Consider the following 22,684-nt stretch of genomic DNA (forward strand, 5'->3'; position numbering starts at 1 on the left):
TCGTGCCCGGTCAGGGCTCCAGATGGAGTTCCTGGATCTTGCGCGTAATCGTGTTGCGGCCGATGCCGAGCCGCTCCGCGGCCTCGACCTTGCGGCCGCGCGTGAAGTCGAGCGCCTCGCGAATCACGGCCGCCTCGAAGCGGCGTGCGAGTTCGTCCATCACGTCGGTCGAGTTCTCGCGCAACAGCCGCGCGACTTCGGTGCGCAGCCCGTGCTCCCACAGCGGGTAGCCGGCCGGCGCGCTGCCGTTCGCCGCGCTCGCGGCGGGCGCCGCGGCGAGCGGCGTTGCGCCGATCGCGGAAGGTACGGCCGCCGCGTGGCCGCCGCTGCCGTGCGCGTCCGCACCCTCGCCCGTCGCGACGACCGGCGCCGCGGGCGTGCCGCCCGGCACGAGGTCGGGCGGCAGATCCTTGATCTCGACCGTCTGCGCGGGCGCCATCACGGTCAGCCAGTTCGCGAGATTCTCGAGCTGCCGCACGTTGCCGGGAAACGGCAGCGACGTCAGGTACGCGAGCGCGTCGTCGGACACGCGCTTCGGCTCGACGCCGAGATCGCGCGCGCTCTTCTGCAGGAAGTGGCGTGTGAGCAGCGCGATGTCCTCGCTGCGTTCGCGCAGCGGCGGCAGCCGCAGCCGGATCACGTTGAGCCGGTGGTAAAGGTCCTCGCGGAACAGCCCCTGCCGCACGCGCGACTCGAGATTCTGGTGCGTCGCCGCGATCACGCGTACGTTCGCGCGCAGCGGGTTATGACCGCCCACCCGGTAGAACTGCCCGTCCGACAGCACGCGCAACAGGCGCGTCTGCAGGTCGAACGGCATGTCGCCGATTTCGTCGAGGAACAGCGTGCCGTTCTCGGCCTGCTCGAAGCGGCCCTGCCGCGTCGTCTGCGCGCCGGTGAACGCGCCGCGCTCGTGGCCGAACAGTTCGGATTCGAGCAGATCCTTCGGAATCGCCGCCGTGTTCAGCGCGATGAACGGCCCGTTCGCGCGCGGGCTGTGACGGTGCAGCGCCCGCGCGACGAGCTCCTTGCCGGTGCCCGATTCGCCGGTGATCAGCACGGTCGCGGCCGAATGCGACAGCCGGCCGATCGCGCGGAACATGTCCTGCATCGCGGGCGCCTGGCCGAGCATCTCGGGCGCCTCGGCCACCCGCTCGTCCTGCGGCGCGCCGCCGCGCAGGCTTTCTTCCACCGCGCGACGGATCAGCTCGACCGCCTTGTCGACGTCGAACGGCTTCGCGAGATATTCGAACGCGCCGCCCTGGAACGCCGCGACGGCGCTGTCGAGATCGGAGAACGCCGTCATGATGATGACGGGCAGGCCCGGCAGCCGCTCGTGCATCGCCTGCAGCAACTCGAGGCCCGAGCCGCCCGGCATCCGGATGTCGGACACGAGCACCTGAGGCGTCTCGTGGTCGAGCGCGGCCAGCGCGTCGCGCACGTTCGCGAAGCTCTTCGTCGCGAAGCTGTCCCGGGCGAGTGCCTTTTCAAGCACCCAGCGGATCGATTGGTCGTCGTCTACTATCCAGATCGGCTTCATAGGTCGGTCAGGTATGGGTGAATCGCAATGCCGCCGCTCAATGGTCGAGCGGCAGCAGAATCTGAAATTCGGTACGTCCGGGCCGGCTTTCGACCTCGATCATCCCGTCGTGCTGCTGGACAAACGTCTGCGCGAGCGTGAGGCCGAGACCGCTGCCGTCGTCGCGTCCGGACACGAGCGGGTAGAAGATCCGGTCGCGGATCTCTTCCGGAATGCCGGGCCCGTTGTCGATCACGTGCAAGTCCAGTGCCAGCCGGTACAGGCGCTTGGCGATCGTCACCTTGCGCGCGATGCGCGTGCGCAGCTCGATCTTCGCGTCGCCCTGCGCGATTCGTTCGCGCAGCGCCTGCGCGGCGTTGCGCACGATGTTCAGCAGCGCCTGGATCAACTGCTCCTTGTCGCCGCGCAGGTCCGGCACGCTCACGTCGTAATCGCGCTCGATCGTGAGCCCGCGCGGGAATTCCGCGAGCATCACCGCGCGCACGCGTTCGCATACTTCATGAATGTTCACGTCGCCGACGATGTGCGGATGCCGGTGCGGCTCCAGCAACCGGTCGACGAGCGTCTGCAGGCGATCGGACTCCTTGATGATCACCTGCGTGTATTCGCGCAACTCGCCGCGCTCGCGCTCGCCCAACTCGAATTCGAGCAGCTGGGCTGCGCCGCGAATGCCGCCGAGCGGATTCTTGATCTCGTGCGCGAGGTTGCGGATCAGTTGCTTGTTGACCGCGGTCAGGTCGTGGATGCGCTCTTCCCGATCGGTGCGCGACTGCCGTTCGTTCTCGAACAGTTCGACGAGCACGAAATCGGGTGCGCTCTCGAGGAAGCCGACGATCGCATGCACATGCAGCGGTTCGCGGCCGGGCCGGTCGAGCACGGTATCGAGGTGCGTCGCGTGAAAGCGTTCCTGGCCGATCGCGGTGATCGTCGACGCGAGCTCGTTCGCGTTCGGGAAAATCTCGCCCCACGGCCGCTGCGCGAGCTGCCGCCGCGAGATGTCGAGCATCGCCTCCGCGGACGGGTTCGCGAACGCGACCCGCAGCGTCTTGCGGTCGAGCACGATCACGACCGTCGGCAGTGCTTCGAGCCCCGCCAGCAGACCCGAGCGCGCGAGCCGCTCGTCGTCCGTCAGTCGTTCGGGCTGCCCCGTTTTCGCCTTGATCAGATTCTTCAGAACCATCTGCGTGCTTGTCGCGCCTCACCGGGCCAGAAAATGAAAATCGTCGGAACAAAAAAGGGACGGCCGGACGCCGTCCCCTTTCAGACTCCGCCGTTCCCGCCGCAAGCCGCGCGACGGGAACGAACCGGCATGACGGCGCTGAATCGAAGCGCCATCGCCGATTAGAGCGAGTAGTACATCTCGAACTCGATCGGGTGCGTCGTCATGCGGAACTTCGCCAACTCCTGCTCCTTCAGCGCGAGGTACGCGTCGATCATGCCGTCCGTGAACACGCCGCCGCGCGTCAGGAACTCGCGATCCTTGTCGAGCGCTTCGAGTGCCTGGTCGAGGCCCGCGCACACGGTCGGGATCTTTGCATCCTCTTCCGGCGGCAGGTCGTACAGGTTCTTGTCCGCGGCTTCGCCCGGATGGATCTTGTTCTGGATCCCGTCGAGGCCGGCCATCATCAGCGCCGTGAAGCACAGGTACGGGTTCGCCATCGGATCCGGGAAGCGCGTTTCGATACGGCGGCCCTTCGGGTTCGACACGTGCGGAATGCGGATCGATGCCGAACGGTTGCGTGCCGAATAAGCGAGCTTGACCGGTGCTTCGAAGTGCGGGACCAGACGCTTGTACGAGTTCGTCGTCGGGTTCGTGATCGCGTTCAGCGCACGGGCGTGCTTGATGATGCCGCCGATGTAGAACAGCGCCAGTTCCGACAGGCCCGCGTAGCCGTTGCCCGCGAACAGGTTCTGGCCGTCCTTCCAGATCGACTGGTGAACGTGCATGCCCGAACCGTTGTCGCCGACGACCGGCTTCGGCATGAACGTCGCCGTCTTGCCGTACGAGTGCGCGACGTTATGGATGATGTACTTCGACCATTGCGTCCAGTCGGCGCGCTGAACCAGCGTCGAGAACTTCGTGCCGATTTCGTTCTGGCCCTGGCCCGCCACTTCGTGGTGGTGCACTTCGACGGGGATGCCGAGCTGTTCGAGCAGCAGGCACATTTCCGAACGCATGTCCTGGAACGTGTCGACCGGCGCGACCGGGAAGTAGCCGCCCTTCGTGCCCGGACGGTGGCCCGTGTTGCCGCCTTCGAATTCCTTGCCTGCCGACCACGGCGCTTCTTCCGAGTTGATCTTCACGAAGCAGCCCGACATGTCCGTGTTCCACTGGACCGAGTCGAAAATGAAGAATTCCGGTTCCGGACCGAAGTACGCCGTGTCGCCGATGCCCGTGCTCTTCAGGTACGCTTCGCCGCGCTTCGCGAGCGAACGCGGATCGCGCTCGTAGCCCTTGCCGTCGGCCGGCTCGACCACGTCGCAGGTCAGCACGAGGGTCGACTCTTCGTAGAACGGGTCGACGAAGGCAGCGCTCGGATCCGGCATGAGCAGCATGTCCGACGCCTCGATGCCCTTCCAGCCCGCGATCGACGAACCGTCGAATGCATGACCGCTTTCGAACTTGTCTTCGTCAAACGCCGAAACCGGCACCGACACGTGCTGTTCCTTGCCGCGCGTATCCGTGAAGCGGAAATCGACAAACTTGACGTCCTCGTCCTTCACGAGCTGCATGACGTCGGCGACGGTTTTACTCATAACCTCTTCTCCTGATTGAACAATTCCGGCGGACTGGGAAACCGCCTCGTTTATCGAGCTGACCGGGGTCTTGCTTTGGCGCAGCGCGCCCCGATTCGACCGAATTCTATATAGCAGCTTCCGTGCCAACCATCGCAAAACCGACGCGAATCGCGCCGGCCCGCGCCGCAGCGGGGCTTCGCTGCGCGATTCCGGGGCCGGGCGCCGCACCGGCGATGGCGACATCGCACCGCGATGGTGCAACCGATCGAGCGCACCCGCGCAATGCGACCATTCTGGTGCATGCCGCCCATTCTGCACCGTTTTGGTGAGTGCGTGTCCGGCGCATGCACCGTGCCGCATGCGGACGTCCGTGCGGTGCCGTCGCGCTAGAATGGTCGTTTGACCGATACGGAGACTTCCCGTCATGAGTACGCTGGACCAGCTTTACGCGAAGGCCGACGAACGCCGCGCGCAAGGCGCGCTCAACTATGCCGGCGCGCTGCTGCCGGTCGAGGCATTCGAACTGCTGCAGCTCGACCCGTCCGCGCGCCTCGTCGACGTGCGCACGCGCGCCGAGCTCGACTGGGTCGGCCGGCCGCTCGTCGGCGACGGCCAGTACCTGCACGTCGAATGGACGCGCTACCCGGGCGGCGTGCCGAACGCCGAATTCGTCAACGAACTGAAGGCCGCCCTCCCGGCCGATACGCCGATCCTGTTCCTGTGTCGCAGCGCCGCGCGCTCGAAGCTCGCCGCGGTCGCGTCCGCGCAGGCCGGCTTCACGAAGGCGTTCGACCTGCTCGAAGGCTTCGAAGGCGCGAAGGACGCCGAAGGCCACCGCAAGACGGTCGACGGCTGGTGCTTCCGCAAACTGCCGTGGATCGGCGCCTGACGGCGCGCCGCGCCCGCCGGTTGCGACAGCCTCATCGTCGAGCCGGGCGATGACATGCCGATGACGGGCCGCGTTGCGCGGCCCGTTGCTTTTGGTGCGGCCGTGTTGTTGCAGGCCGCCGCTCAGGCGCGCGGCGTATCGGGCTCGACGACGTCGCCGCCGAGCAGGTGCACGCCTTCGCGCAGCTTCACGAATGCGGCCGCGACCGCTTCCGGCTCGCCCTTCACGCCGAGATCGATGTGACGGCGCGCATAGATGCCGCCGCGCTCCGCGTCGCCGACGCTCGGCAGGCTGAACACGCGCACGCCCGGAAAATCGCGCTCGATCCTCTCCATCAGCGGCGTGAGCGTCGATTCCGGCAGCTCGAACACGTACAGCGAGCGCTCGGCATGCGGCGTCGCGTGATGCAGATGCGCGTACTTCGTATCGAGCACCCATTCGATCATCGGCCACGCCATCACCGGGAAGCCCGGCACGAAGTGGAGATCGCCGACCGAGAAGCCCGGAATCCGGTTATAGCCGTTCGGGATGATCGTCGCGCCGGCCGGGAACACGCCCATGTTGAAGCGATGCCGGTTCTCCGGCGACTCGAAGTCGACCGGCGTGGCCGGATCGGTGTGCGTTTCGCGGATCCGCTCCGCAATCAGCGCCTTCGCGTCCGGATGCAGCTCGAGCGGCACGCCGAGCGCGGCGGCCGCGCACTGGCGCGTATGGTCGTCCGGCGTCGCGCCGATCCCGCCCGTCGAGAACACGATGTCGCCCGACGCGATCGCACGCGCGAGCGTCGCGGTGATGCGCGCGGGATCGTCGCCGACGTATTCGGCCCAGTCGAGCGCGAGGCCGCGCGCGCCGAGCAGCTCGATGACCTTCGCCAGGTGCTTGTCCTGCCGGCGGCCCGAAAGGATTTCGTCGCCGATGATGATGATGCCGATGCTCATGCCTGCCCCATGTCGATTGCGGTGGCGCGCGCACTGGCGCGCAGGTCTTCCAGCGCGCGCAGGCAGTAGTGCCCGAACCACAGCGCCGAGAAGACGAGGATGAAAGCGTAAACCCAGATCATGGCGGCCGCGACGAACGGGAACAGCACCATCATCCAGACGGACGAGACCCATACGAAGGTCGGCACGGTGCCGAGCAGCCCGGTCGCGACGCCGATGCCGATCAGCGGCCAGCGATGCCGGCGCACGAGCGCGCGGCGCTCGTCGCGGCTCGCGTGCAGCGCGAGCGCGTCGTAGGTCATCACGCGGTACGTGAGCCAGCCCCAGATCACCGGCGGCAGCAGCGCGAAGAACGGCGGAATCAGCCACAGCGGGATCGTGACGACGAGCAGCACGACGCCGACGATCGCCGCGCCGAGCGAATTGACCACGCTGCCGATGAAGGTGCCGCCCCGCTTCGGCTCGAGCGCCGCGAACTGGCGGTTCGACAGGTGCTTGATCACGACCGGCATCGAGATCGTCGCGATCAGCAGCAGCACGGTCAGCACGATCAGCGGGATCGCGAGCGACACGACCACGAACGGCGCGACGACCGCATGCAGCTGCGACATGCCGATCGCATCGAACGCGCGATACAGCGCGGCCGTCAGCACGAAACCGTCGAGCGCGCCGCGCGCCAGATCCAGCAGCGTCTGCCACGAGAACCACAGCACGACGCCCCACAGCAGCGCCGACACGACGAACGGCATCAGGGTGAGCCACAGCATGCGCGGGTGCAGCGCGCTGGCGAGCGCCCGGACGAAGGAGCGCAGCAAGTCGTTCATGCGGACCTGTATCGATGGAGAAAAACGGGGAAAGGATAAACCACACGGCCCGCATGCGCCAAAGCGCAGGCGGGCCGCGTGGGAAAGCCGTTCAACGGGAGAAAGGCCCGGTCGGGATCAGGCCGACGCCGCGCCGCGCTTCGCGGGGAACAGGCGCCGGAAGATCCGCACGAACGCGAGGCCGTGCTGCGACCAGAAGCCGTCGCCGTAGGACACGCCGTCGACCTGCTCGCGGATGCCGGTCGGCTCGACGGTGCGGTTCCACGACGCGGTGCCGAACAGCATGTCCCACCACGGGAACAGCACGCCGAAGTTGCAGCCGTACTTGGTGCCTTCGTGGCCATAGCCGACCGCATGATGCCGGCGGTGGAAGATCGGGCTGACGAGCAGGCGCTCGCCGATGCGGCCGTACGACAGCCGCGCATTCGTATGCTGAACGCTCTGCAGGAAGTTCGTGACCGCGGTCAGCACGACGAACTGCGACGGCGTCACGCCGATCACGAGCGCGATCGCCGCAAAGAAGCACGACTGGAGCACGTCGTCGAGCAGGTGGTTGCGGTCGTCGCACCACAGCGACATCTGCCGCTGGCTGTGATGGACCGCGTGCAGCTCCCACCAGATGCCGAACTTGTGCTGCCAGCGGTGATACCAGTAGCCGGCGAAATCGAGCACGACGAGGTAGATCGCGAATGCGACGATCGGCCGCGAGGTCACGCCCGGCCACAGATAGTCGAGGTTCACGTTCGCGACGCCGTGCAGGCGCAGCCACGCCTGGAGGTTGTCGAACACCGGCTGCAGCGCGAAGAAGAAGAACAGCGTGTAGATGCCGAGCTTCGAGATCGCGGTGTAGATCACGTCGACCCGCACCGCGCGGCGGTTCTTCCAGCGCTCGACCGGCAGCAGCGCCTCGAGCGGGCGCAGCAGCGCGAACATCAGCACCATCTGCAGCGCGCCGACGATCACCCAGTACAGCGCATCGTAGGTGTCCTCGTCATAGTCCATCAGGTTGAACTTGAAGAGGAGCGGCTGCACGACGTCGACGTACAGCCAGGTCTGGATGTCCGACACGAACGCATCGATCAGGTGCAGCATCGTCCGCCTCCGCCCGTCACGCGCCGTTCGCCGCCTTCCACGGCGCGCGGTCGTAGAAGTAGATGCCGTGCGGCGAGCGGCCGACGGCGATCGTCTGCACCAGCTTGCGCGACGCCAGATCGATGATCCCGACCTTCTTCGCGAAACGGAACGTCACCCACAGCGTCTTCTTGTCGGCGGACAGCTCCATGTCGTCGGGGCCCGGCAGCAGGCCGGTGATGTCGCCGACCTTGGTGAGCGTGATCTCGTCGATGATGCTGATCGTGTTCGCGACGCGGTTCGTGATCGCGACGTGCGTGCCGTCGGCGAGCGAGCGGAAGTTGTGCGCGCCCTTGCCCGTCTGGATCGTCTTCACGACCTTCTGATTGCGCCAGTCGACGACCGCGACGTAATCGGCGCCCGTCATGCCGACCAGCAGGTATTTGTCGTCCGGCGTCATCCACAGGCCCGCCGGCACCTTGCCGACCGGCATCTTCCACTTGACCGTCTGCGTCGCGAGGTCGACCGCCGCGATCTCGCCGGACACCTGCAGCGACACGAGCACGGTCTTGCTGTCCTTCGTGAACGCGAGGTGGCTCGGCATCACCGCGAGCGGCAGGCGCTTCACGAGATGCAGGTCGCGGCCGTCGTAGCTGTAGATGTCGAGCCGGTCGAGACGCAGCCCGGTCGACACGAACCACTTTTTGTCCGGCGAGAAGCCGAGCTGGTACGGATCCTCGATGCCTTCGACCGTGCGCTGCAGCTTGCCCGTCTTCGGATCGACGAACATCAGGCTGTTCGAGACCGAATTCGCGACGATGAGCGACGAATTGTCGGGCGTCGCCATCAAATGGTGCGGCTCCTTCCCGGTCGGCATCGTGGAGACGACCTCGCGGGACTGCTGGTCGATCAGGGAAAGCGTCGCTTCGGCCGAATTGAGGACGATCACGTTATTCGCGTGTGCGGCAGGCGCCAGCACGGCGGCGGCCAGCGCAAGCGTGCGGCCGAAGGAAAGGAAAGTGCGCATGAAGACTCACGTCGTGGAACAGCAGTCATTGTAGAACGTTCGGCGGGCCCCTCCGGTTGACCCATGCCGGTATTGCGCCGCTTTTGCGCCGCCTTTGCGTCACCTCGCCGCACGCCGCGGCGGCGGGACGAGCCGCAGCGGCGTGCGCCACGGTGCAGGCCCGGCCTACCGATGTCGCGCTAGCGCTGCATCGACTCCCAGACCTTGTGCAGACGCTTGACAGAGACCGGCATCGGCGTGCGCAGTTCCTGCGCGAACAGCGAAATCCGCAGTTCCTCGAGCAGCCAGCGGAATTCCGCGAGCCGCGCATCGGCGACGCCGCCGCGCTGCGACACCGCGCGCTGGTACTGCTGGGCGAGCGGCAGCAGCTCGGCCGACTGCTTCGCGTCGCGCGCCGGATCGGCCTTCAGCTTGTCGATCCGCAGCGCGATGCCCTTCAGGTAGCGCGGGAAGTGCGCAAGCTGCGCGTAAGGCGTGTCGATCACGAAGCGCTTGCCGACCAGCGCGGCCAGTTGCTGCTGCAGGTCCGCATGGGCCTGCGCGAACGGCTTCGCCTGCGCGAGCTTCTTCACGAGGCCCGCGTATTCGGCCAGGATCTGCCCGACGAGCCGCGCGATTTCCTGCGCGAGCAGGTTCAGGCGGCTGCGGCCCTCGTCGCGGCGCGCATGGAAGCTCGCGTCGTCGTCGGGCAGCGGGTCCTGCAGGCACGCGCGGTCGAGCGCCGTGTCGATCAGCTGGTCGCGCAGCTCGTCCTGCGTGCCGAGCGACATGTACTGCATCGCCATCTCGCGCAGGCCCGGCAGGTTCTTTTCCAGGAACTTGATCGGCTCCTTCAGCTGCAGCGCGAACAGCCGCCGCAAGCCGGCCCGGTGGATGCGCGCGGCCTCCTCCGGCGAATCGAACACCTCGACGTCGCAATGCGTGCCGCGGTCGACGAGCGCCGGGTAGCCGTACAGCGTCTGGCCGCGCCGGCGGATCTCCAGCAGCTCGGGCAGCTTGCCGAAATTCCACGTCGTCAGGTTCTCGTACAGCGCGGTTGCGCCGGTGTCGGCCGGAGCGGCCGTCTGCGGCGCCCCGCCCTTGCCCGGCTTGCCGCCCCGCGCCGCCAAACCCGGCGTGGCGGCGGGCGCGGCCGTGTCGACTGCGTCGCCCGCGCCGGCGTCGCCGCCGGTCGCGATCGTCGATGCCGCCGCGATCTTCTGGAACTGCTGCTGCGCCTGCGCGCCCAGCTCCTGGCGAAGCTGCGCGAGATTGCGCCCCATCGCAAGCTGACGGCCGTGCTCGTCGATCACCTTGAAGTTCATGAACAGGTGCGCGGGCAGCGTCTCGAGCTTGAAGTCGGCCGTTTTCATCGCGACCTGCGTCTCGCCGCGCACGTCGGCGATCAGCGCCTCGACGAGCCCGCCCGCGCCGAAGCGCTCGCGGCCCATCCGCTCGACGAAGCCGGCCGCGTACTCGGGCAGCGGCACGCAGTGCCGGCGCAGCTTCTGCGGCAACGACTTCAGCAGCAGCTGCACCTTCTCCTTCAGCATCCCGGGCACAAGCCATTCGCAGCGGCGTGCGTCGACCTGGTTCAGCGCGTAGAGCGGCACCGCGAGCGTCACGCCGTCGCGCGGCGTGCCGGGCTCGAAGTGGTACGTGAGCGCCATCTCGACGCCGGCCATCGTCGCGCGCTTCGGGAACAGGTCGGTCGTCACGCCGGCCGCCTCATGGCGCATCAGGTCGTCGCGGGACAGGTACAGCAGCCGCTGCTTGTCCTCGGACTGGCCCCCCTTCTTCACCTCGTCGCGATACCAGCGCTCGAACGCGGCGCCCGTATGGATGCCTTCCGGGATCGCGTGGTCGTAGTACGCGTAGATCAGCTCGTCGTCGACCAGCACGTCCTGGCGGCGCGACTTGTGCTCGAGCTGCTCGATGTCGGCGAGCAGCTTGCGGTTGTGCGCGAAGAACGGCAGCTTCGTGTCGAATTCGCCTTCGACCAGCGCGCCGCGGATGAACAGCTCGCGCGCGCGCGCCGGGTCCTGCTTGCCGAACGCGACGCGCCGCCGGTGGTAGATCGGCAGCCCGTACAGCGTCGCGCGCTCGAACGCGCTGACCTGCGCCGGACGCTTCTCCCAGTGCGGCTCCGACAGCGATTTCTTCAGCAGGTGCGCGCCGATCTTCTCGACCCACTCCGGCTCGATCTTCGCGAGGCAGCGCGCGTACAGCCGGCTCGTCTCGACAAGCTCGGCCGCCATCACCCAGCGGCCGGCCTTCTTCGCGAGCGCGGAGCCCGGCCACAGGTAGAACTTGATTCCGCGTGCGCCGAGGTAATGCGGATCGTCGTCGGCCTTCATCCCAAGGTTGCCGAGCAGGCCCGTCAACAGGGCCAGATGGATCTGCTCGTACGTGGCTTCGGCTTCGTTGAGCCGCCAGCCGTGCTCGCGCACGACCGTCAGCAGCTGCGAATGGACGTCGCGCCATTCGCGCAGCCGCAGGTGCGACAGGAAATTCTGCCGGCATGCGTCGATCAATTGGCGATTCGACTTCTTGTGCGCGACGGCCTCTTCGAACCACGCCCAGATCTTCAGCCACTGCAGGAATTCGGAGCGCTCGTCGGCGAACCGGCGATGCGCCTGGTCGGCCTGCTCCTGCGCTTCGATCGGGCGATCGCGCGGGTCCTGCACGGACAACGCGCTCGCGATGATCAGCACCTCGCGCAGCGACTGCTGGTCGCGCGCGGCGAGAATCATCCGGCCGACGCGCGGGTCGAGCGGCAGCCGCGCGAGCTCGCGGCCGAGCGGCGTCAGCGCGTTGTCGTCATCGACCGCGCCGAGCTCGTTGAGCAATTGATAACCGTCCGCGATCGCGCGGCCGGGCGGCGGTTCGAGGAACGGGAACGATTCGATCGCGGTGAGGTGCAGCGACTTCATCCGCAGGATCACCGACGCGAGCGACGAGCGCAGGATTTCCGGATCGGTGAAGCGCGCGCGCGCCTGATAGTCGCTTTCCTCGTACAAGCGGATGCACACGCCGTCGGCCACGCGGCCGCAGCGGCCCGCGCGCTGGTTCGCGGCGGCCTGCGAGATCGACTCGACCTGCAGTTGCTCGACCTTGTTCCGGTACGAATAGCGCTTCACGCGTGCAAGACCGGTATCGACCACGTAGCGGATGCCCGGCACCGTCAGCGACGTTTCGGCCACGTTGGTCGCGAGCACGATGCGGCGCGCGTTCGACGCCTTGAACACCTTGTCCTGGTCGGCCGCCGACAGCCGCGCGAACAGCGGCAGGATCTCGGTGTGCGGCGGGTGGTGCTTGCGCAGCGCCTCGGCCGCCTCGCGGATCTCGCGCTCGCCGGGCAGGAACACCAGCACGTCGCCGGGGCCTTCGCGGCACAGTTCGTCGACCGCGTCGACGATCGCGTCCATCAGGTCGCGCTCGGCCTCGCGCGCGGTCTTCACGCGATCGCGGCCGCCCGTGCCCTCGGCGTTCTTCACGGCCGGGCGGTCCTCGGCCACCGGCCGGTAGCGCATCTCGACCGGATACAACCGCCCGCTCACCTCGATCACCGGCGCCGGACGTTCGTCGGTGCCGAAATGGCGTGCGAAGCGGTCGGCGTCGATCGTCGCGGACGTGACGATCAGCTTCAGGTCCGGCCGCCGCGGCAGGATTTCCTTCAGATAGCCGAGCAGGAAGTCGATGTTCAGGCTGCGCTCGTGCGCCTCGTCGATGATCAGCGTGTCGTACGCCTTCAGCAGCGGATCGGTCTGCGTCTCGGCGAGCAGGATGCCGTCCGTCATCAGCTTCACGGACGCGCCGGGTGCGAGATTGTCGGTGAAGCGCACCTTGTAGCCGACCACCTCGCCGAACGGCGTGCCGAGTTCCTCGGCGATCCGCCGGCCGGTCGACGATGCGGCCAGGCGCCGCGGCTGCGTATGCCCGATCAGGCCCGTGCCGCCGGCACCGAGGCCGCGGCCGAGATCGAGACAGATCTTCGGCAACTGCGTGGTCTTGCCCGAGCCGGTTTCGCCGCAGACGATGACAACCTGATGACCGGCGATCGCGCGCGCGATTTCGTCGCGCTTGCCCGATACGGGCAGGCTTTCGGGGTAGGTGATCGGCGGAACGGGATTCGGTGTGGCCGCCCTGGGCGGGACTGCCGCGCGCGGCGCACGCTCACGGCGCGGGGCGCGCTCGCCCGTTGCCTGCGGCGCGCCCTTCGCGGCCGGCTGGCGCGCGTCGCCGCGCCGTTCGTCATTGCGCGGCCCGCGCGGCGCCTGTGCCGGCGTGGCCGCCGGCTTGTCCTGCTGCTGGCGCGGCGGCTGGCCCTGCTGCTCGCGCGCATCGGCCGCACCATCCGGGTGCTTCGCCGACGGCGTATTGGCCCGCGTCGGCGCGGGACTTTTAGAAACATTCGACATGGGGGCGCATTATAATCCCGCCCATGAATTCCCAAACCGACCTCCCTCCCGCCCAGACCGGCGCCGCGACGCCGCCGGCCGCCGACGATTCGGCCGCCAGCCACGCGCAGTTCGTCGACTGGATGCGCTCCGTCGCGCCCTATATCCACAAGTTCCGCAACAGCACGTTCGTCGTGGGGTTCGGCGGCGAGGTGGTGCAGCAGGGGCTGCTGAATGCGCTCGTGTCCGACATCGCGCTGTTGCAGGCGATGGGCATCCAGATCGTGCTCGTGCACGGCTCGCGCCCGCAGGTCGAGGAGCAGTTGAGCCTGCACGGTGTCGAATCCGAGTTTTCGCACGGGCTGCGCATCACCGATGCACGCGCGCTTGAATCGGCGAAGGAAGCGGCCGGCGAAGTGCGTCTCGACATCGAGGCCGCGATCAGCCAGGGGCTGCCGAACTCGCCGATGGCGCACGCGCACATCAGCGTCGTGTCCGGCAACTTCGTGACCGCGCGGCCGGTGGGGATTCTCGACGGGGTTGATTTCGCGCACACGGGCATCGTGCGCAAGATCGACGCCGAGTCGATCCGTCATTCGCTCGCGAGCCGCAAGCTCGTGCTGCTGTCGCCGCTCGGCTTCTCGCCGACCGGCGAGGCGTTCAACCTGTCGATGGAAGACGTCGCGTCGGCGGCCGCGATCGCGCTGCGCGCCGACAAGATCATCTTCCTGACCGAAGGCCCCGGCATCGTCGGCGACGAAGGCGAGCTGGTGCGTGAAATGTCGCTCGACGCGGCGGCCGAGCTGCTCGATTCCGGCAACATCCAGGGCGACGACGCGTTCTTCCTCAAGCATTCGATCCGCGCATGCCGCGGCGGCGTGACCCGCGCGCACCTGATCCCGCAGTCGCTCGACGGCAGCATGCTGCTCGAACTGTTCCTGCACGACGGCGTCGGCACGATGATCTCGTACGAGAACCTCGAAAGCCTGCGCGAGGCGACGCCGGACGACGTCGGCGGCATCCTATCGCTGATCGAGCCGCTCGAGTCGGACGGCACGCTGGTGCGGCGCGGCCGTCACCAGATCGAACGCGACATCGACCACTTCTCGGTGATCGAGCACGATGGCGTGCTGTTCGGCTGCGCGGCGCTGTACCCGTACCAGCAGGAGAAGATCGGCGAGATGGCGTGCCTGACGGTCGCGCCGGAAGCGCAAGGCTCGGGCGACGGCGAACGCCTGCTCAAGCGCATCGAGCAGCGCGCCCGCGCGCGCGGCCTCACGCACATCTTCGTGCTCACGACGCGCACCGAGCACTGGTTCCTCAAGCGCGGCTTCGTCAAGGTCAGCGTCGACGACCTGCCGGAGGACCGCCGCAAACTCTATAACTGGCAGCGCAAGTCGCTCGTGCTGATGAAGCAGCTCTGAGCGCAGGCACGACTGCCCTTCCCCCCAGACCGATTACAGGAGAAGTACACGATGGCTCGAATGATCCAATGCGCGAAGCTCGGCAAGGAAGCCGAAGGCCTCGATTTCCCGCCGCTGCCGGGCGAACTCGGCAAGCGCATTTACGAGAGCGTCTCGAAGGAAGCGTGGCAAGGCTGGCTCAAGCAGCAAACGATGCTGATCAACGAAAACCGCCTGAACATGGCCGACCCGCGCGCGCGCCAGTACCTGATGAAGCAGACGGAGAAGTACTTCTTCGGCGACGGCGCGGACCAGGCGTCCGGCTACGTGCCGCCGACGGAAGGCTGAGCAACGACGCGGCGCGCGACGGCCGCGCCGGCGGCGTCGCGACGTGAAGCCAACGCCCGGACAAACGGCACCGTGTATCGCACGGTGCCGTTTGCTTTTGGGACGCCTGATCGGGCGCGAACGAAGGCCACGCGACGCGCGGGCCGCCGGGCGCGCGACGCCGCGGAATCCCCGCATCGCCACCCCATCGCATCGCGCCGGCCTGCCGGCTCAACCCGCGGGTTTCAACGTGCCGCGATCGTCGGGTTGCGCGGCTTCGCCTGGGGGGCTTCCCGCCCCCGTGCTCTCGGTACCCCACTCGGCCGCGTCGCTGCGCTCGGCGCTCGACAGTTCGTCGGCGCGATACCCGGTGCGATTGAGCAGCGCCAGCATGCACGCGAGCGACACGAGCGCATAGAGCCCCGACGCGATCGCGACGCCGACGATGCTGCCGGTCGCATTGAGGATCGCCTGCGCGAGCACGGGCGTACCGCCGCCGACGACCAGCGCGCTCAACTGATACGCGAGCGACAGGCCCGTATAGCGGATGTTGGCCGGGAACACGCGCGCGAGCACGCCGCCGACCGCGCCGTAGAACATCGCCGACGGGATCGTGGAAATGCACATGCCCGCGACGGCGACCCAGTACGAACGCGTCGCGAGCGCATGGAACATCACGGGCATCAGCACGATTTCCGGGATCAGGATCCAGCACATCGCGCGCCGCATGTCGACCTTCGACACGAACCACGCGCCGATCGGCTGCATCAGGAATTGCACGACGAGCGAAATCGACAGGATGCCGAGAAACGTACCCTGCGCGTAACCGAGTTCCCTGGTCGCCCACGACAGCGCGAACGTGCTGCGGAAATACGTGACGTTGATCACCGGCAGCGTGCCGGCCGCAAGCAGCACGACAACCCAGTGGTCGCGCACGACGTCGCGCAGCGGCAGCTTCACCGTGCGCTTGCGCGCGAGCACGCGCTGCATGTCGACCGATTCCTCGAGCCTCAGCCGGATCACCATCCCGATGATCACGAGCACGGCCGACAGCAGGAACGGAATGCGCCAGCCCCACATTAGGAACGACGGCGTCGGCAGCGCGCTCAGCGCGAAGAACGCGGCCGTGGCCAGCAGGTTGCCGGTGGGCGAGCCCTGCTGCGCGAACGCCGCATACAGGATGCTGCGATGCTTCGGCGCATTCTCGCTCGCGATCAGCACCGCGCCGCCCCACTCGCCGCCGACCGCGATGCCCTGCAGCACGCGCAGCACGACGAGGCCCGCGGGCGCCCATACGCCGATCGACGCATAGCCGGGCAGCAGGCCGATGCCGGTCGTCGCGAGCCCCATCATCACCAGCGTGATCACGAGCGCGGTCTTGCGGCCGACGCGATCGCCGAGATGGCCGAACACGATCCCGCCGAGCGGTCGCGCGGCGAAGCCGGCCCAGAACGTGACGAACGCGAGCAGCGTCGCGACGCCGGGGTCCATCGTGCTGGAAAAGAACACCTTGCCGAACACGAGCGCGGCGGCCGTGCCGTAGATGTAGAAGTCGTACCACTCGATCGTGGTGCCGACGAACGCCGCAAGGGCGGCGCGGCCGGGCCGCGGCTGCGCGGCGGGCGGGGATGGCGGACGGCTCATCGATGTCTCCATGTTTGTTCGGCTGCGCGACTGTCGCGCGCGTTGCCGGATGGCCGGCCTTGCGCCGCCGGCTGGCGGGGTTGCGCTACGTTGCGTTGCCTGGGGGTTGCCGTCGACGTTGCGATCGGCCGGTTCCGGACGACGCGCATCTGCAGGCGCCGTCGCTCGTCACGTCTCGTCCGGCGCGACCTTCAGCACGCCGGCATCGAGCAGTGGCTGCTGGAGCGCGCGATCGACGCCGAGACGGTCGAGCACCGCGCGCGTGTCGCGACCGAGCGCGGGCGGCGCCGACCGGTAGGTGGCCGGCGTGCGCGACAGCTTCACCGGCGACGCCGTGCCGCGATACGCGCCGATCTCGACGAACAGGTTGCGGTGCAGCGCATGCGGATCGCGCGCGACGTCGGCCACCGTGCGCACCGGCCCGCACGGCACGCCGGCCGCCATCAGGTCGCGCGCGAGCGGCTCGCACGCGTGCGCGGCGAGCCGCGCTTCCAGTTCGACCCTCAACTGCGGCCGGTGCGCGCAGCGGCTGCGGTTGTCGACGAAGCGCGGATCGCCGGCGAGCGCCGGCGCACCGAGATGCGCGACGAGCCGCGCGAACTGCCGGTCGTTGCCCACCGCGAGGAAAATCGGCACGGTGGCCGTGCGGTAGCTGTCGTACGGCGCGATGTTCGGATGCGCATTGCCGCTGCGTTCCGGCACGCGGCCCGACCCGAAGAAATTCGGCAGATGCGGATGCAGCAGCGACACGCCGCAGTCGTACAACGCCACGTCGATCGACTGGCCGCGCCCGCTCTTTTCGCGTTCCGCGAGCGCCAGCAGGACGCCGGCGAGCGCGTTCAGCCCCGTGACCATGTCGACGATCGGCAAACCGATGCGTGTCGCGGCACCGTCGCGCTCGCCATTGACGCTCATCAGCCCGGCCATCGCCTGGATCACCGCGTCGTAGCCCGGCAGCCCGCCGAGCGGGCCGTCGTCGCCGAAGCCCGTCACCGCGCAATGGATCAGGCGCGGGAAGCGCGGCTGCAGGTCGCGTGCGTAGTCCATCCCCCAGCGCGCGAGCGTCCCGGGCTTGAAGTTCTCGACGAGCACGTCGGCGTCTTCGAGCAGGCGCCACAGGATCGCGCGCCCTTCGTCGTGCGACAGGTCGAGCGCGAGCCCCTCCTTGTTGCGGTTCACGCCCATGAAGTACCAGGCCGTGTCGCCGAGGAACGGCGGCCCCCAGCCGCGCGTCTCGTCGCCGTCAGGCGGCTCGATCTTGATCACCGTCGCGCCGTGGTCGGCGAGCGCCTGCGTGCAGTACGGGCCGCCGAGCACGCGGCTCAGGTCGACGACCTTCAGGCCGTGCAGCGCGCCGCGCGTGGTGTTCTCGGTCGCCGTGCTCATCGCTCGATCTCCGGCAGCAGGTCGAGCGCCACGTCGAGCGGCACCGGCCTGCCGCGCAGCAACGCGTCGGACGCGGCCGACTCATCATCGCGCGATGCCGGCGCGAGCGGATCGACCGGCAGCAGCTTGTGCCGCACGACCAGGTGCGCGAGCGCGAGACGCCTGAAGTCCGGCGCGAGCCGTGCGCCCTCGCAGGCCATCAGCACGGCCGCGCTCGCGTAATACAGCGCGGACGCGGCCTGCCGCACGCGCGCGTCGTCGCCCTCCCCGGCGACCCGTGCGAGCGCATCGCACGCCCGCGCGAGAATGCGCCGCAGCGCCGTGCGGCTCGCGTCGGGCAGCGGCGCCGCGCCCAGACGATCGCCGAGGAACGTGCGCAGCGCGTCGAGCGCATGCTCGCGCTGCGCGGCGCGCGCGACGTCGAGCGCGACGATGTTGCTCGTGCCTTCCCAGATCGAACCGAGGTGTGCGTCGCGCACGAGCCGCGCGTCGCTCCATTCCTCGATATAGCCGGTGCCGCCGCGCACTTCCATCGCATCGCCCGTCACGCGGCGCGCGTCCCGGCACGCGCGGAACTTGATCAGCGGCGTCAGGATCCGCACGCAGCGCGCCGCCTGCTCGTCGCCCGCATCCGCCTGCGGCAGCAGCAGCGCGATCTGCATGAACATCGCGCGCGCGGCCTCGGCCGGCAGCAGCATCTTCATCAGCTGGCGCTGCATCAGCGGCATCTCGATCAGCTTGCGGCCGAACGCATCGCGATGCGCGGCGACGTGCAGCGCCTCGTTCAGCGCGCGCCGCATCAGCCCCGCCGCGCGCACGCCGTTCGACAGACGCGACATGTTGATCATGTCGGCCATCTGGTGAAAGCCGCGGCCGATCTCGCCGATCAGGTAGGCCTGCGCGCCTTCGAGCGCGATCTCGCCGCTCGCCATCGAGCGGCTGCCGAGCTTGTCCTTCAATCGCACGATCCGGTACGCGTTGCGCGTGCCGTCCGGCAGCGTCTTCGGCAGCAGGAACAGCGCGAGGCCCTTGATGCCGGCCGGCGCGCCGTCGGGCCGCGCGAGCACCATCGCGAGGTCGGCGTCCGCATTCGAACAGAACCACTTGTCGCCGGTCAGGCGCCAGACGGTCTCGCCGTGCACGTCGGTTTCGCAGGTCGCGCGCGTCGCGATCCCGCCGACGTCGGAGCCGGCCGCCTGCTCGGTCATGAACATCGCACCCTGGTACAGCGTGTCGAAGTCGCGCGACGCGAGCCTCGGCAGGTAGCGCGCGACGAGCGCGGGATCGCCGAAGCGGCGCAGCGTGCGCGTCAGCGAATCGGTCATGCTCACCGGGCAGCACAATCCGAACTCGGCCTGCACGAACAGGAACGTCAGCGCGTACTTGACGAGCGGCGGCATCCCATCGGGCTGATGGCTCAGCGACGCGAGCCCGAGCTCCGCATACGCGACGCGTTCGAGCGCGACGTACGCCGGATCCTTGTCGATCCGCTGCACGGCTTCGCCGCGCCGGTTGCGATGCTCGAGCACGGGCGGATGCTTGTCCGCGCGCGACGCCCATTCGTCGAGTTCGCCCGATACGCGCGCGCCGAGCGCGCGCAGCCGCGGCTCGAGTTCGGCGTAGTGCGCGTCGCCGAGATGCAGCTTCAGCAACGCGCCGAGATCGGGATCGACGGTGAAGAAATTGAGGCCCCGGCTGTCGGGGATATTGGATGCGCCGGTGTCCGGCGTGCGAGCAGTGTCGTTCATGCGTGCGTCTCCTGGGTTGCCTGCGCAGTTGCCGGGGCCGGCGTGACGCCGCGGCCGGCCGGTCCTGCGTCAAGCCTTCCGAAGAGCGTAGGCGTGCGGTCGATAAGCGTCCAATACAGGATTTATCCGGTACGATAGATATCGCTTATCGACGCCGACGCCAGGAGGAGACACCGTGGAACTGAGGCAGTTGCGCTACTTCGTGGCGGTCGCCGAGGAGCTGCATTTCGGGCGCGCGGCGAAGCGCCTGTTCATCTCGCAGCCGGCGCTGAGTTTCGACATCCGCAAGTTCGAGGACGCGCTCGGCGTGCAGCTCTTCTCGCGCACCAACAAGACCGTCGCGCTGACCAACGCGGGCGAGGTGCTGCTCGGCGAAGCGCGCCGGCTGCTGCTGCAGGCGGCCGAAGCCGAGCGCCTGACGGTACGCTCCGCGTCGGGCCTCGCGGGCCGGCTGCGGATCGGCTTCGTCCACTCGATGCTGTATCGCGGGCTGCCCGATGCGGTGCGGCGCTTCGAGGCCGACTATCCGGGCGTCGAGGTCGTGCTGAGCGAGATGAACACGCACGCGCAGGTGCAGGCGATCCAGCGCGGGCAGATCGATCTCGGCTATGCGCACTGGGGCCGCTTCCCGCCCGACGTCGAATCGGCGCCCGTCTATGCGGAGCCGTTCGTGTGCTGCCTGCCGGCCGCGCATCCGCTCGCGCGGCGCCGGCAGGTCGCGCTCGCCGCGCTCGCGACGGAACCGTTCATCCTGTTTCCGCGCGACGCCGCACCGCACTATCACGACCTGATCATCGCGCAGTGCGTGAATGCGGGCTTCAGTCCGCTGATCCGCCACGAGGCGCGGCTGTGGCAGACGATCCTGTCGATGATCGAGTTCGGGATGGGCATCGCGCTGGTGCCGCGCGTGCTGCAGCAGGCGAAAAGCGACCGGCTCGCGTTCCTGCCGCTGAAGGACGCGTCGCTCGAATCGCGCACGCTCGCGCTGAAACGCAGCGGCACCGCCGAACCGGTCGCGTTGCGCTTTGCAGGCTACGTGCGCACATCCATCGACGCGCTGCGCGCTCCGGCGAGATGAGCACGCGGGCTGCGGACCGGTGCTTGCGGCTGTTTGAAAAAATTTGCAGAAAGGGCTTTACGAACCCCAAAATCTCTGACATAATTTGATTCTTCTTTGGGCGGTTAGCTCAGCGGTAGAGCACTGCCTTCACACGGCAGGGGTCACTGGTTCGATCCCAGTACCGCCCACCAAAGAATTCAAGGGCCTGCGTCTCACGACGCAGGCCCTTTTCGTTTTGGCGTCGCGCGTGCCCGGCGCGATACGGGCGCCCCGTCATGCGACGCCGCGCCCTCCGCTCGCAGGTGTGCCGTGCTTACCGCACGCCCCCCACCCGCTCCGCCGTCGCATCGAACGCGCGCTTCGCCTTGTCGACGATCTCGTCGACCTCCGCCTCGCGAATCACGAGCGGCGGCGACAGCAGCATCCGGTCGCCGGTCGCGCGCATGATCAGGTTGCCGTTGAAGCAGAAGTCGCGGCAGATCGTACCGATATCGACACTCGCATCGAACCGCTCGCGCCGCTCGCGATCGCGCGCCAGCTGAACGCCCGCGACCAACCCGCTCCCCACGATCTCGCCGACGATCGGATGGTCGCCCAGCGCATCGCGCAGCCGGCGCTGGAAATACGGCCCGATATCGGTCTTCACGCGCTCGACGATGCCTTCGTCGCGCAGCAGCTTCAGGTTCGCGACCGCGACGGCCGCCGCCACCGGATGGCCGGAGTACGTGAGGCCGTGATTGAATTCGCCGTTGTCGATGATCGGGCGCGCGACGCGTTCGTGAATGCCGACCGCGCCCATCGGCACGTAGCCCGACGTCAGGCCCTTCGCCATCGTGATCAGGTCCGGCTCGAAGCCGAAGTGCTGGTGCGCGAACCATTCGCCGGTGCGCCCGAACCCGCCGATCACTTCGTCCGCGACGAGCAGGATGTCGTACTTGCGGCAGATCCGCTGGATTTCCGGCCAGTACGTCGACGGCGGGAAGATCACGCCGCCCGCGCCCTGGAATGGCTCGCCGATGAACGCCGCGACGTTCTCCGCGCCGAGCTCGAGGAGCTTCGCTTCGAGCTGCTGCGCACGTGCGAGACCGAACGCTTCGGGTGTCTCGCCCGGCTGCGCTTCGCCGAAGAAATACGGCTGGTCGATGTGCACGATGTGCTCGACCTTCGACGGCATCTGCTCGTGCATGTAGCCCATCCCGCCGAGCGTGCCGCCCGCGATCGTCGAGCCGTGATAGCCGTTCTTGCGCGAGATCACGTATTTCTTCTGCGGCTTGCCCTGCACGCGCCAGTACTGGTGCACGAGGCGCAGCACGGTGTCGTTGCCTTCCGAGCCGCTGTTGCAATAGAAGAAGTGGTTGAAACCGGCGGGCGTCACTTCGGCGAGCATCGCCGACAGCTCGATGATCGGCGGATGCGTGGTCTTGAAGAACGTGTTGTAGAACGGCAGTTCCTGGATCTGGCGATACGCGGCGTCGGCGAGTTCCTTGCGGCCGTAGCCGACGTTCACGCACCAGAGGCCGGCCATCCCGTCGATCACCTGGTTGCCGTCCGAGTCCCACAGGTAGACGCCGTCGGCCTTGACGATCACGCGGCTGCCGGCGCGGTTGAGCGCGCCCATGTCGGAGAACGGGTGGATGTGGTGCGCGGCGTCGAGCGCGCGAAAATCGGCAGTCGAGTACCGCGGAAAAGCGTCGTTTCGATCGGTCATGTTT

Annotated in this window: 16 protein-coding genes and 1 tRNA gene; 5 read left to right on the forward strand and 12 right to left on the reverse strand. The window is 68.1% G+C overall.

What is annotated here, in order from left to right; translation table 11 throughout:
* Positions 1 to 10: 10 nt before the first annotated feature.
* The 3 genes from ntrC to glnA all read right to left on the reverse strand — a co-directional run bounded on the left by ntrC (position 11) and on the right by glnA (position 4,294).
* On the reverse strand, positions 11 to 1,537 hold the full coding sequence (gene ntrC / locus CFB49_RS11875) for a nitrogen regulation protein NR(I) (protein ID WP_069621810.1): 1,527 nt from the start codon (positions 1,535 to 1,537) through the stop codon (positions 11 to 13).
* A 37-nt stretch (positions 1,538 to 1,574) separates the two neighbouring features.
* Positions 1,575 to 2,717, reverse strand: coding sequence for a nitrogen regulation protein NR(II) (glnL, locus tag CFB49_RS11880; RefSeq protein WP_179234889.1), 1,143 nt, complete (start codon positions 2,715 to 2,717; stop codon positions 1,575 to 1,577).
* A 161-nt stretch (positions 2,718 to 2,878) separates the two neighbouring features.
* Positions 2,879 to 4,294 (reverse strand): type I glutamate--ammonia ligase, encoded by a 1,416-nt coding sequence (gene glnA / locus CFB49_RS11885; RefSeq protein ID WP_017331833.1) that lies wholly within the window; start codon positions 4,292 to 4,294, stop codon positions 2,879 to 2,881.
* Positions 4,295 to 4,700: 406 nt separating this feature from the next.
* Between glnA and CFB49_RS11890 the strand changes: the two genes are divergently transcribed.
* Entirely contained in the window at positions 4,701 to 5,165 is a 465-nt protein-coding gene (locus CFB49_RS11890; RefSeq protein WP_059583291.1) for a rhodanese-like domain-containing protein, read from the forward strand.
* Between the two features lie 122 nt (positions 5,166 to 5,287).
* Here CFB49_RS11890 and CFB49_RS11895 read toward each other — a convergent pair whose 3' ends face one another.
* The 5 genes from CFB49_RS11895 to hrpA all read right to left on the reverse strand — a co-directional run bounded on the left by CFB49_RS11895 (position 5,288) and on the right by hrpA (position 13,425).
* Positions 5,288 to 6,103, reverse strand: coding sequence for a competence/damage-inducible protein A (locus CFB49_RS11895; RefSeq protein WP_069621809.1), 816 nt, complete (start codon positions 6,101 to 6,103; stop codon positions 5,288 to 5,290).
* Positions 6,100 to 6,927, reverse strand: a complete 828-nt coding sequence (locus CFB49_RS11900) for an EI24 domain-containing protein (RefSeq protein WP_089491376.1) — start codon at positions 6,925 to 6,927, stop codon at positions 6,100 to 6,102. Before CFB49_RS11900 ends, CFB49_RS11895 begins: the two co-directional genes overlap by 4 nt.
* A gap of 117 nt (positions 6,928 to 7,044) precedes the next feature.
* Complete coding sequence (locus CFB49_RS11905; RefSeq protein ID WP_069621807.1) at positions 7,045 to 8,019, reverse strand: sterol desaturase family protein; 975 nt, start codon at positions 8,017 to 8,019, stop codon at positions 7,045 to 7,047.
* 16 nt (positions 8,020 to 8,035) lie between these two features.
* Positions 8,036 to 9,025, reverse strand: coding sequence for a YVTN family beta-propeller repeat protein (locus CFB49_RS11910; RefSeq protein WP_069621806.1), 990 nt, complete (start codon positions 9,023 to 9,025; stop codon positions 8,036 to 8,038).
* Between the two features lie 179 nt (positions 9,026 to 9,204).
* Complete coding sequence (gene hrpA, locus CFB49_RS11915; RefSeq protein ID WP_089491377.1) at positions 9,205 to 13,425, reverse strand: ATP-dependent RNA helicase HrpA; 4,221 nt, start codon at positions 13,423 to 13,425, stop codon at positions 9,205 to 9,207.
* A 23-nt stretch (positions 13,426 to 13,448) separates the two neighbouring features.
* On the opposite strand from hrpA, the gene argA reads away from it, so the two are divergent.
* Entirely contained in the window at positions 13,449 to 14,828 is a 1,380-nt protein-coding gene (gene argA, locus CFB49_RS11920) for an amino-acid N-acetyltransferase (RefSeq protein WP_050013028.1), read from the forward strand.
* 51 nt (positions 14,829 to 14,879) lie between these two features.
* Positions 14,880 to 15,155 (forward strand): oxidative damage protection protein, encoded by a 276-nt coding sequence (locus tag CFB49_RS11925; RefSeq protein ID WP_006478357.1) that lies wholly within the window; start codon positions 14,880 to 14,882, stop codon positions 15,153 to 15,155.
* 210 nt (positions 15,156 to 15,365) lie between these two features.
* Here CFB49_RS11925 and CFB49_RS11930 read toward each other — a convergent pair whose 3' ends face one another.
* The 3 genes from CFB49_RS11930 to CFB49_RS11940 form a co-directional block, all read right to left on the reverse strand.
* The gene (locus CFB49_RS11930; RefSeq protein WP_069621804.1) at positions 15,366 to 16,778 is read right to left on the reverse strand and encodes an MFS transporter; all 1,413 of its coding nucleotides are present in this window, start codon (positions 16,776 to 16,778) and stop codon (positions 15,366 to 15,368) included.
* A gap of 168 nt (positions 16,779 to 16,946) precedes the next feature.
* Positions 16,947 to 18,164: a CaiB/BaiF CoA transferase family protein gene (locus tag CFB49_RS11935; protein WP_089491378.1), complete on the reverse strand. Its 1,218-nt coding sequence runs from the start codon at positions 18,162 to 18,164 to the stop codon at positions 16,947 to 16,949.
* Positions 18,161 to 19,912 (reverse strand): acyl-CoA dehydrogenase family protein, encoded by a 1,752-nt coding sequence (locus CFB49_RS11940; RefSeq protein WP_089491379.1) that lies wholly within the window; start codon positions 19,910 to 19,912, stop codon positions 18,161 to 18,163. Before CFB49_RS11940 ends, CFB49_RS11935 begins: the two co-directional genes overlap by 4 nt.
* A gap of 175 nt (positions 19,913 to 20,087) precedes the next feature.
* Here CFB49_RS11940 and CFB49_RS11945 point away from each other — a divergent pair, with 175 nt between their 5' ends.
* Complete coding sequence (locus CFB49_RS11945) at positions 20,088 to 20,990, forward strand: LysR family transcriptional regulator (protein WP_069621801.1); 903 nt, start codon at positions 20,088 to 20,090, stop codon at positions 20,988 to 20,990.
* A 98-nt stretch (positions 20,991 to 21,088) separates the two neighbouring features.
* Positions 21,089 to 21,163: transfer RNA gene (locus CFB49_RS11950), tRNA-Val, on the forward strand.
* 122 nt (positions 21,164 to 21,285) lie between these two features.
* Here CFB49_RS11950 and CFB49_RS11955 read toward each other — a convergent pair.
* A complete protein-coding gene (locus CFB49_RS11955) occupies positions 21,286 to 22,680 on the reverse strand; it encodes an aspartate aminotransferase family protein (RefSeq protein WP_089491380.1) in 1,395 nt (464 codons plus the stop codon).
* Between the last annotated feature and the right edge of the window lie 4 nt (positions 22,681 to 22,684).

This window comes from Burkholderia sp. AU17457 (genome assembly GCF_002223255.1).
GTDB lineage: Bacteria > Pseudomonadota > Gammaproteobacteria > Burkholderiales > Burkholderiaceae > Burkholderia > Burkholderia sola.

Bases quoted from the DNA above. Each gene is read 5' to 3' on its own strand.
- ntrC (WP_069621810.1), bottom strand. From the start codon at position 1,537: ATGAAGCCGATCTGGATAGTAGACGACGACCAATCGATCCGCTGGGTG.
- glnL (WP_179234889.1), bottom strand. From the start codon at position 2,717: ATGGTTCTGAAGAATCTGATCAAGGCGAAAACGGGGCAGCCCGAACGA.
- glnA (WP_017331833.1), bottom strand. From the start codon at position 4,294: ATGAGTAAAACCGTCGCCGACGTCATGCAGCTCGTGAAGGACGAGGAC.
- CFB49_RS11890 (WP_059583291.1), top strand. From the start codon at position 4,701: ATGAGTACGCTGGACCAGCTTTACGCGAAGGCCGACGAACGCCGCGCG.
- CFB49_RS11895 (WP_069621809.1), bottom strand. From the start codon at position 6,103: ATGAGCATCGGCATCATCATCATCGGCGACGAAATCCTTTCGGGCCGC.
- CFB49_RS11900 (WP_089491376.1), bottom strand. From the start codon at position 6,927: ATGAACGACTTGCTGCGCTCCTTCGTCCGGGCGCTCGCCAGCGCGCTG.
- CFB49_RS11905 (WP_069621807.1), bottom strand. From the start codon at position 8,019: ATGCTGCACCTGATCGATGCGTTCGTGTCGGACATCCAGACCTGGCTG.
- CFB49_RS11910 (WP_069621806.1), bottom strand. From the start codon at position 9,025: ATGCGCACTTTCCTTTCCTTCGGCCGCACGCTTGCGCTGGCCGCCGCC.
- hrpA (WP_089491377.1), bottom strand. From the start codon at position 13,425: ATGTCGAATGTTTCTAAAAGTCCCGCGCCGACGCGGGCCAATACGCCG.
- argA (WP_050013028.1), top strand. From the start codon at position 13,449: ATGAATTCCCAAACCGACCTCCCTCCCGCCCAGACCGGCGCCGCGACG.
- CFB49_RS11925 (WP_006478357.1), top strand. From the start codon at position 14,880: ATGGCTCGAATGATCCAATGCGCGAAGCTCGGCAAGGAAGCCGAAGGC.
- CFB49_RS11930 (WP_069621804.1), bottom strand. From the start codon at position 16,778: ATGAGCCGTCCGCCATCCCCGCCCGCCGCGCAGCCGCGGCCCGGCCGC.
- CFB49_RS11935 (WP_089491378.1), bottom strand. From the start codon at position 18,164: ATGAGCACGGCGACCGAGAACACCACGCGCGGCGCGCTGCACGGCCTG.
- CFB49_RS11940 (WP_089491379.1), bottom strand. From the start codon at position 19,912: ATGAACGACACTGCTCGCACGCCGGACACCGGCGCATCCAATATCCCC.
- CFB49_RS11955 (WP_089491380.1), bottom strand. From the start codon at position 22,680: ATGACCGATCGAAACGACGCTTTTCCGCGGTACTCGACTGCCGATTTT.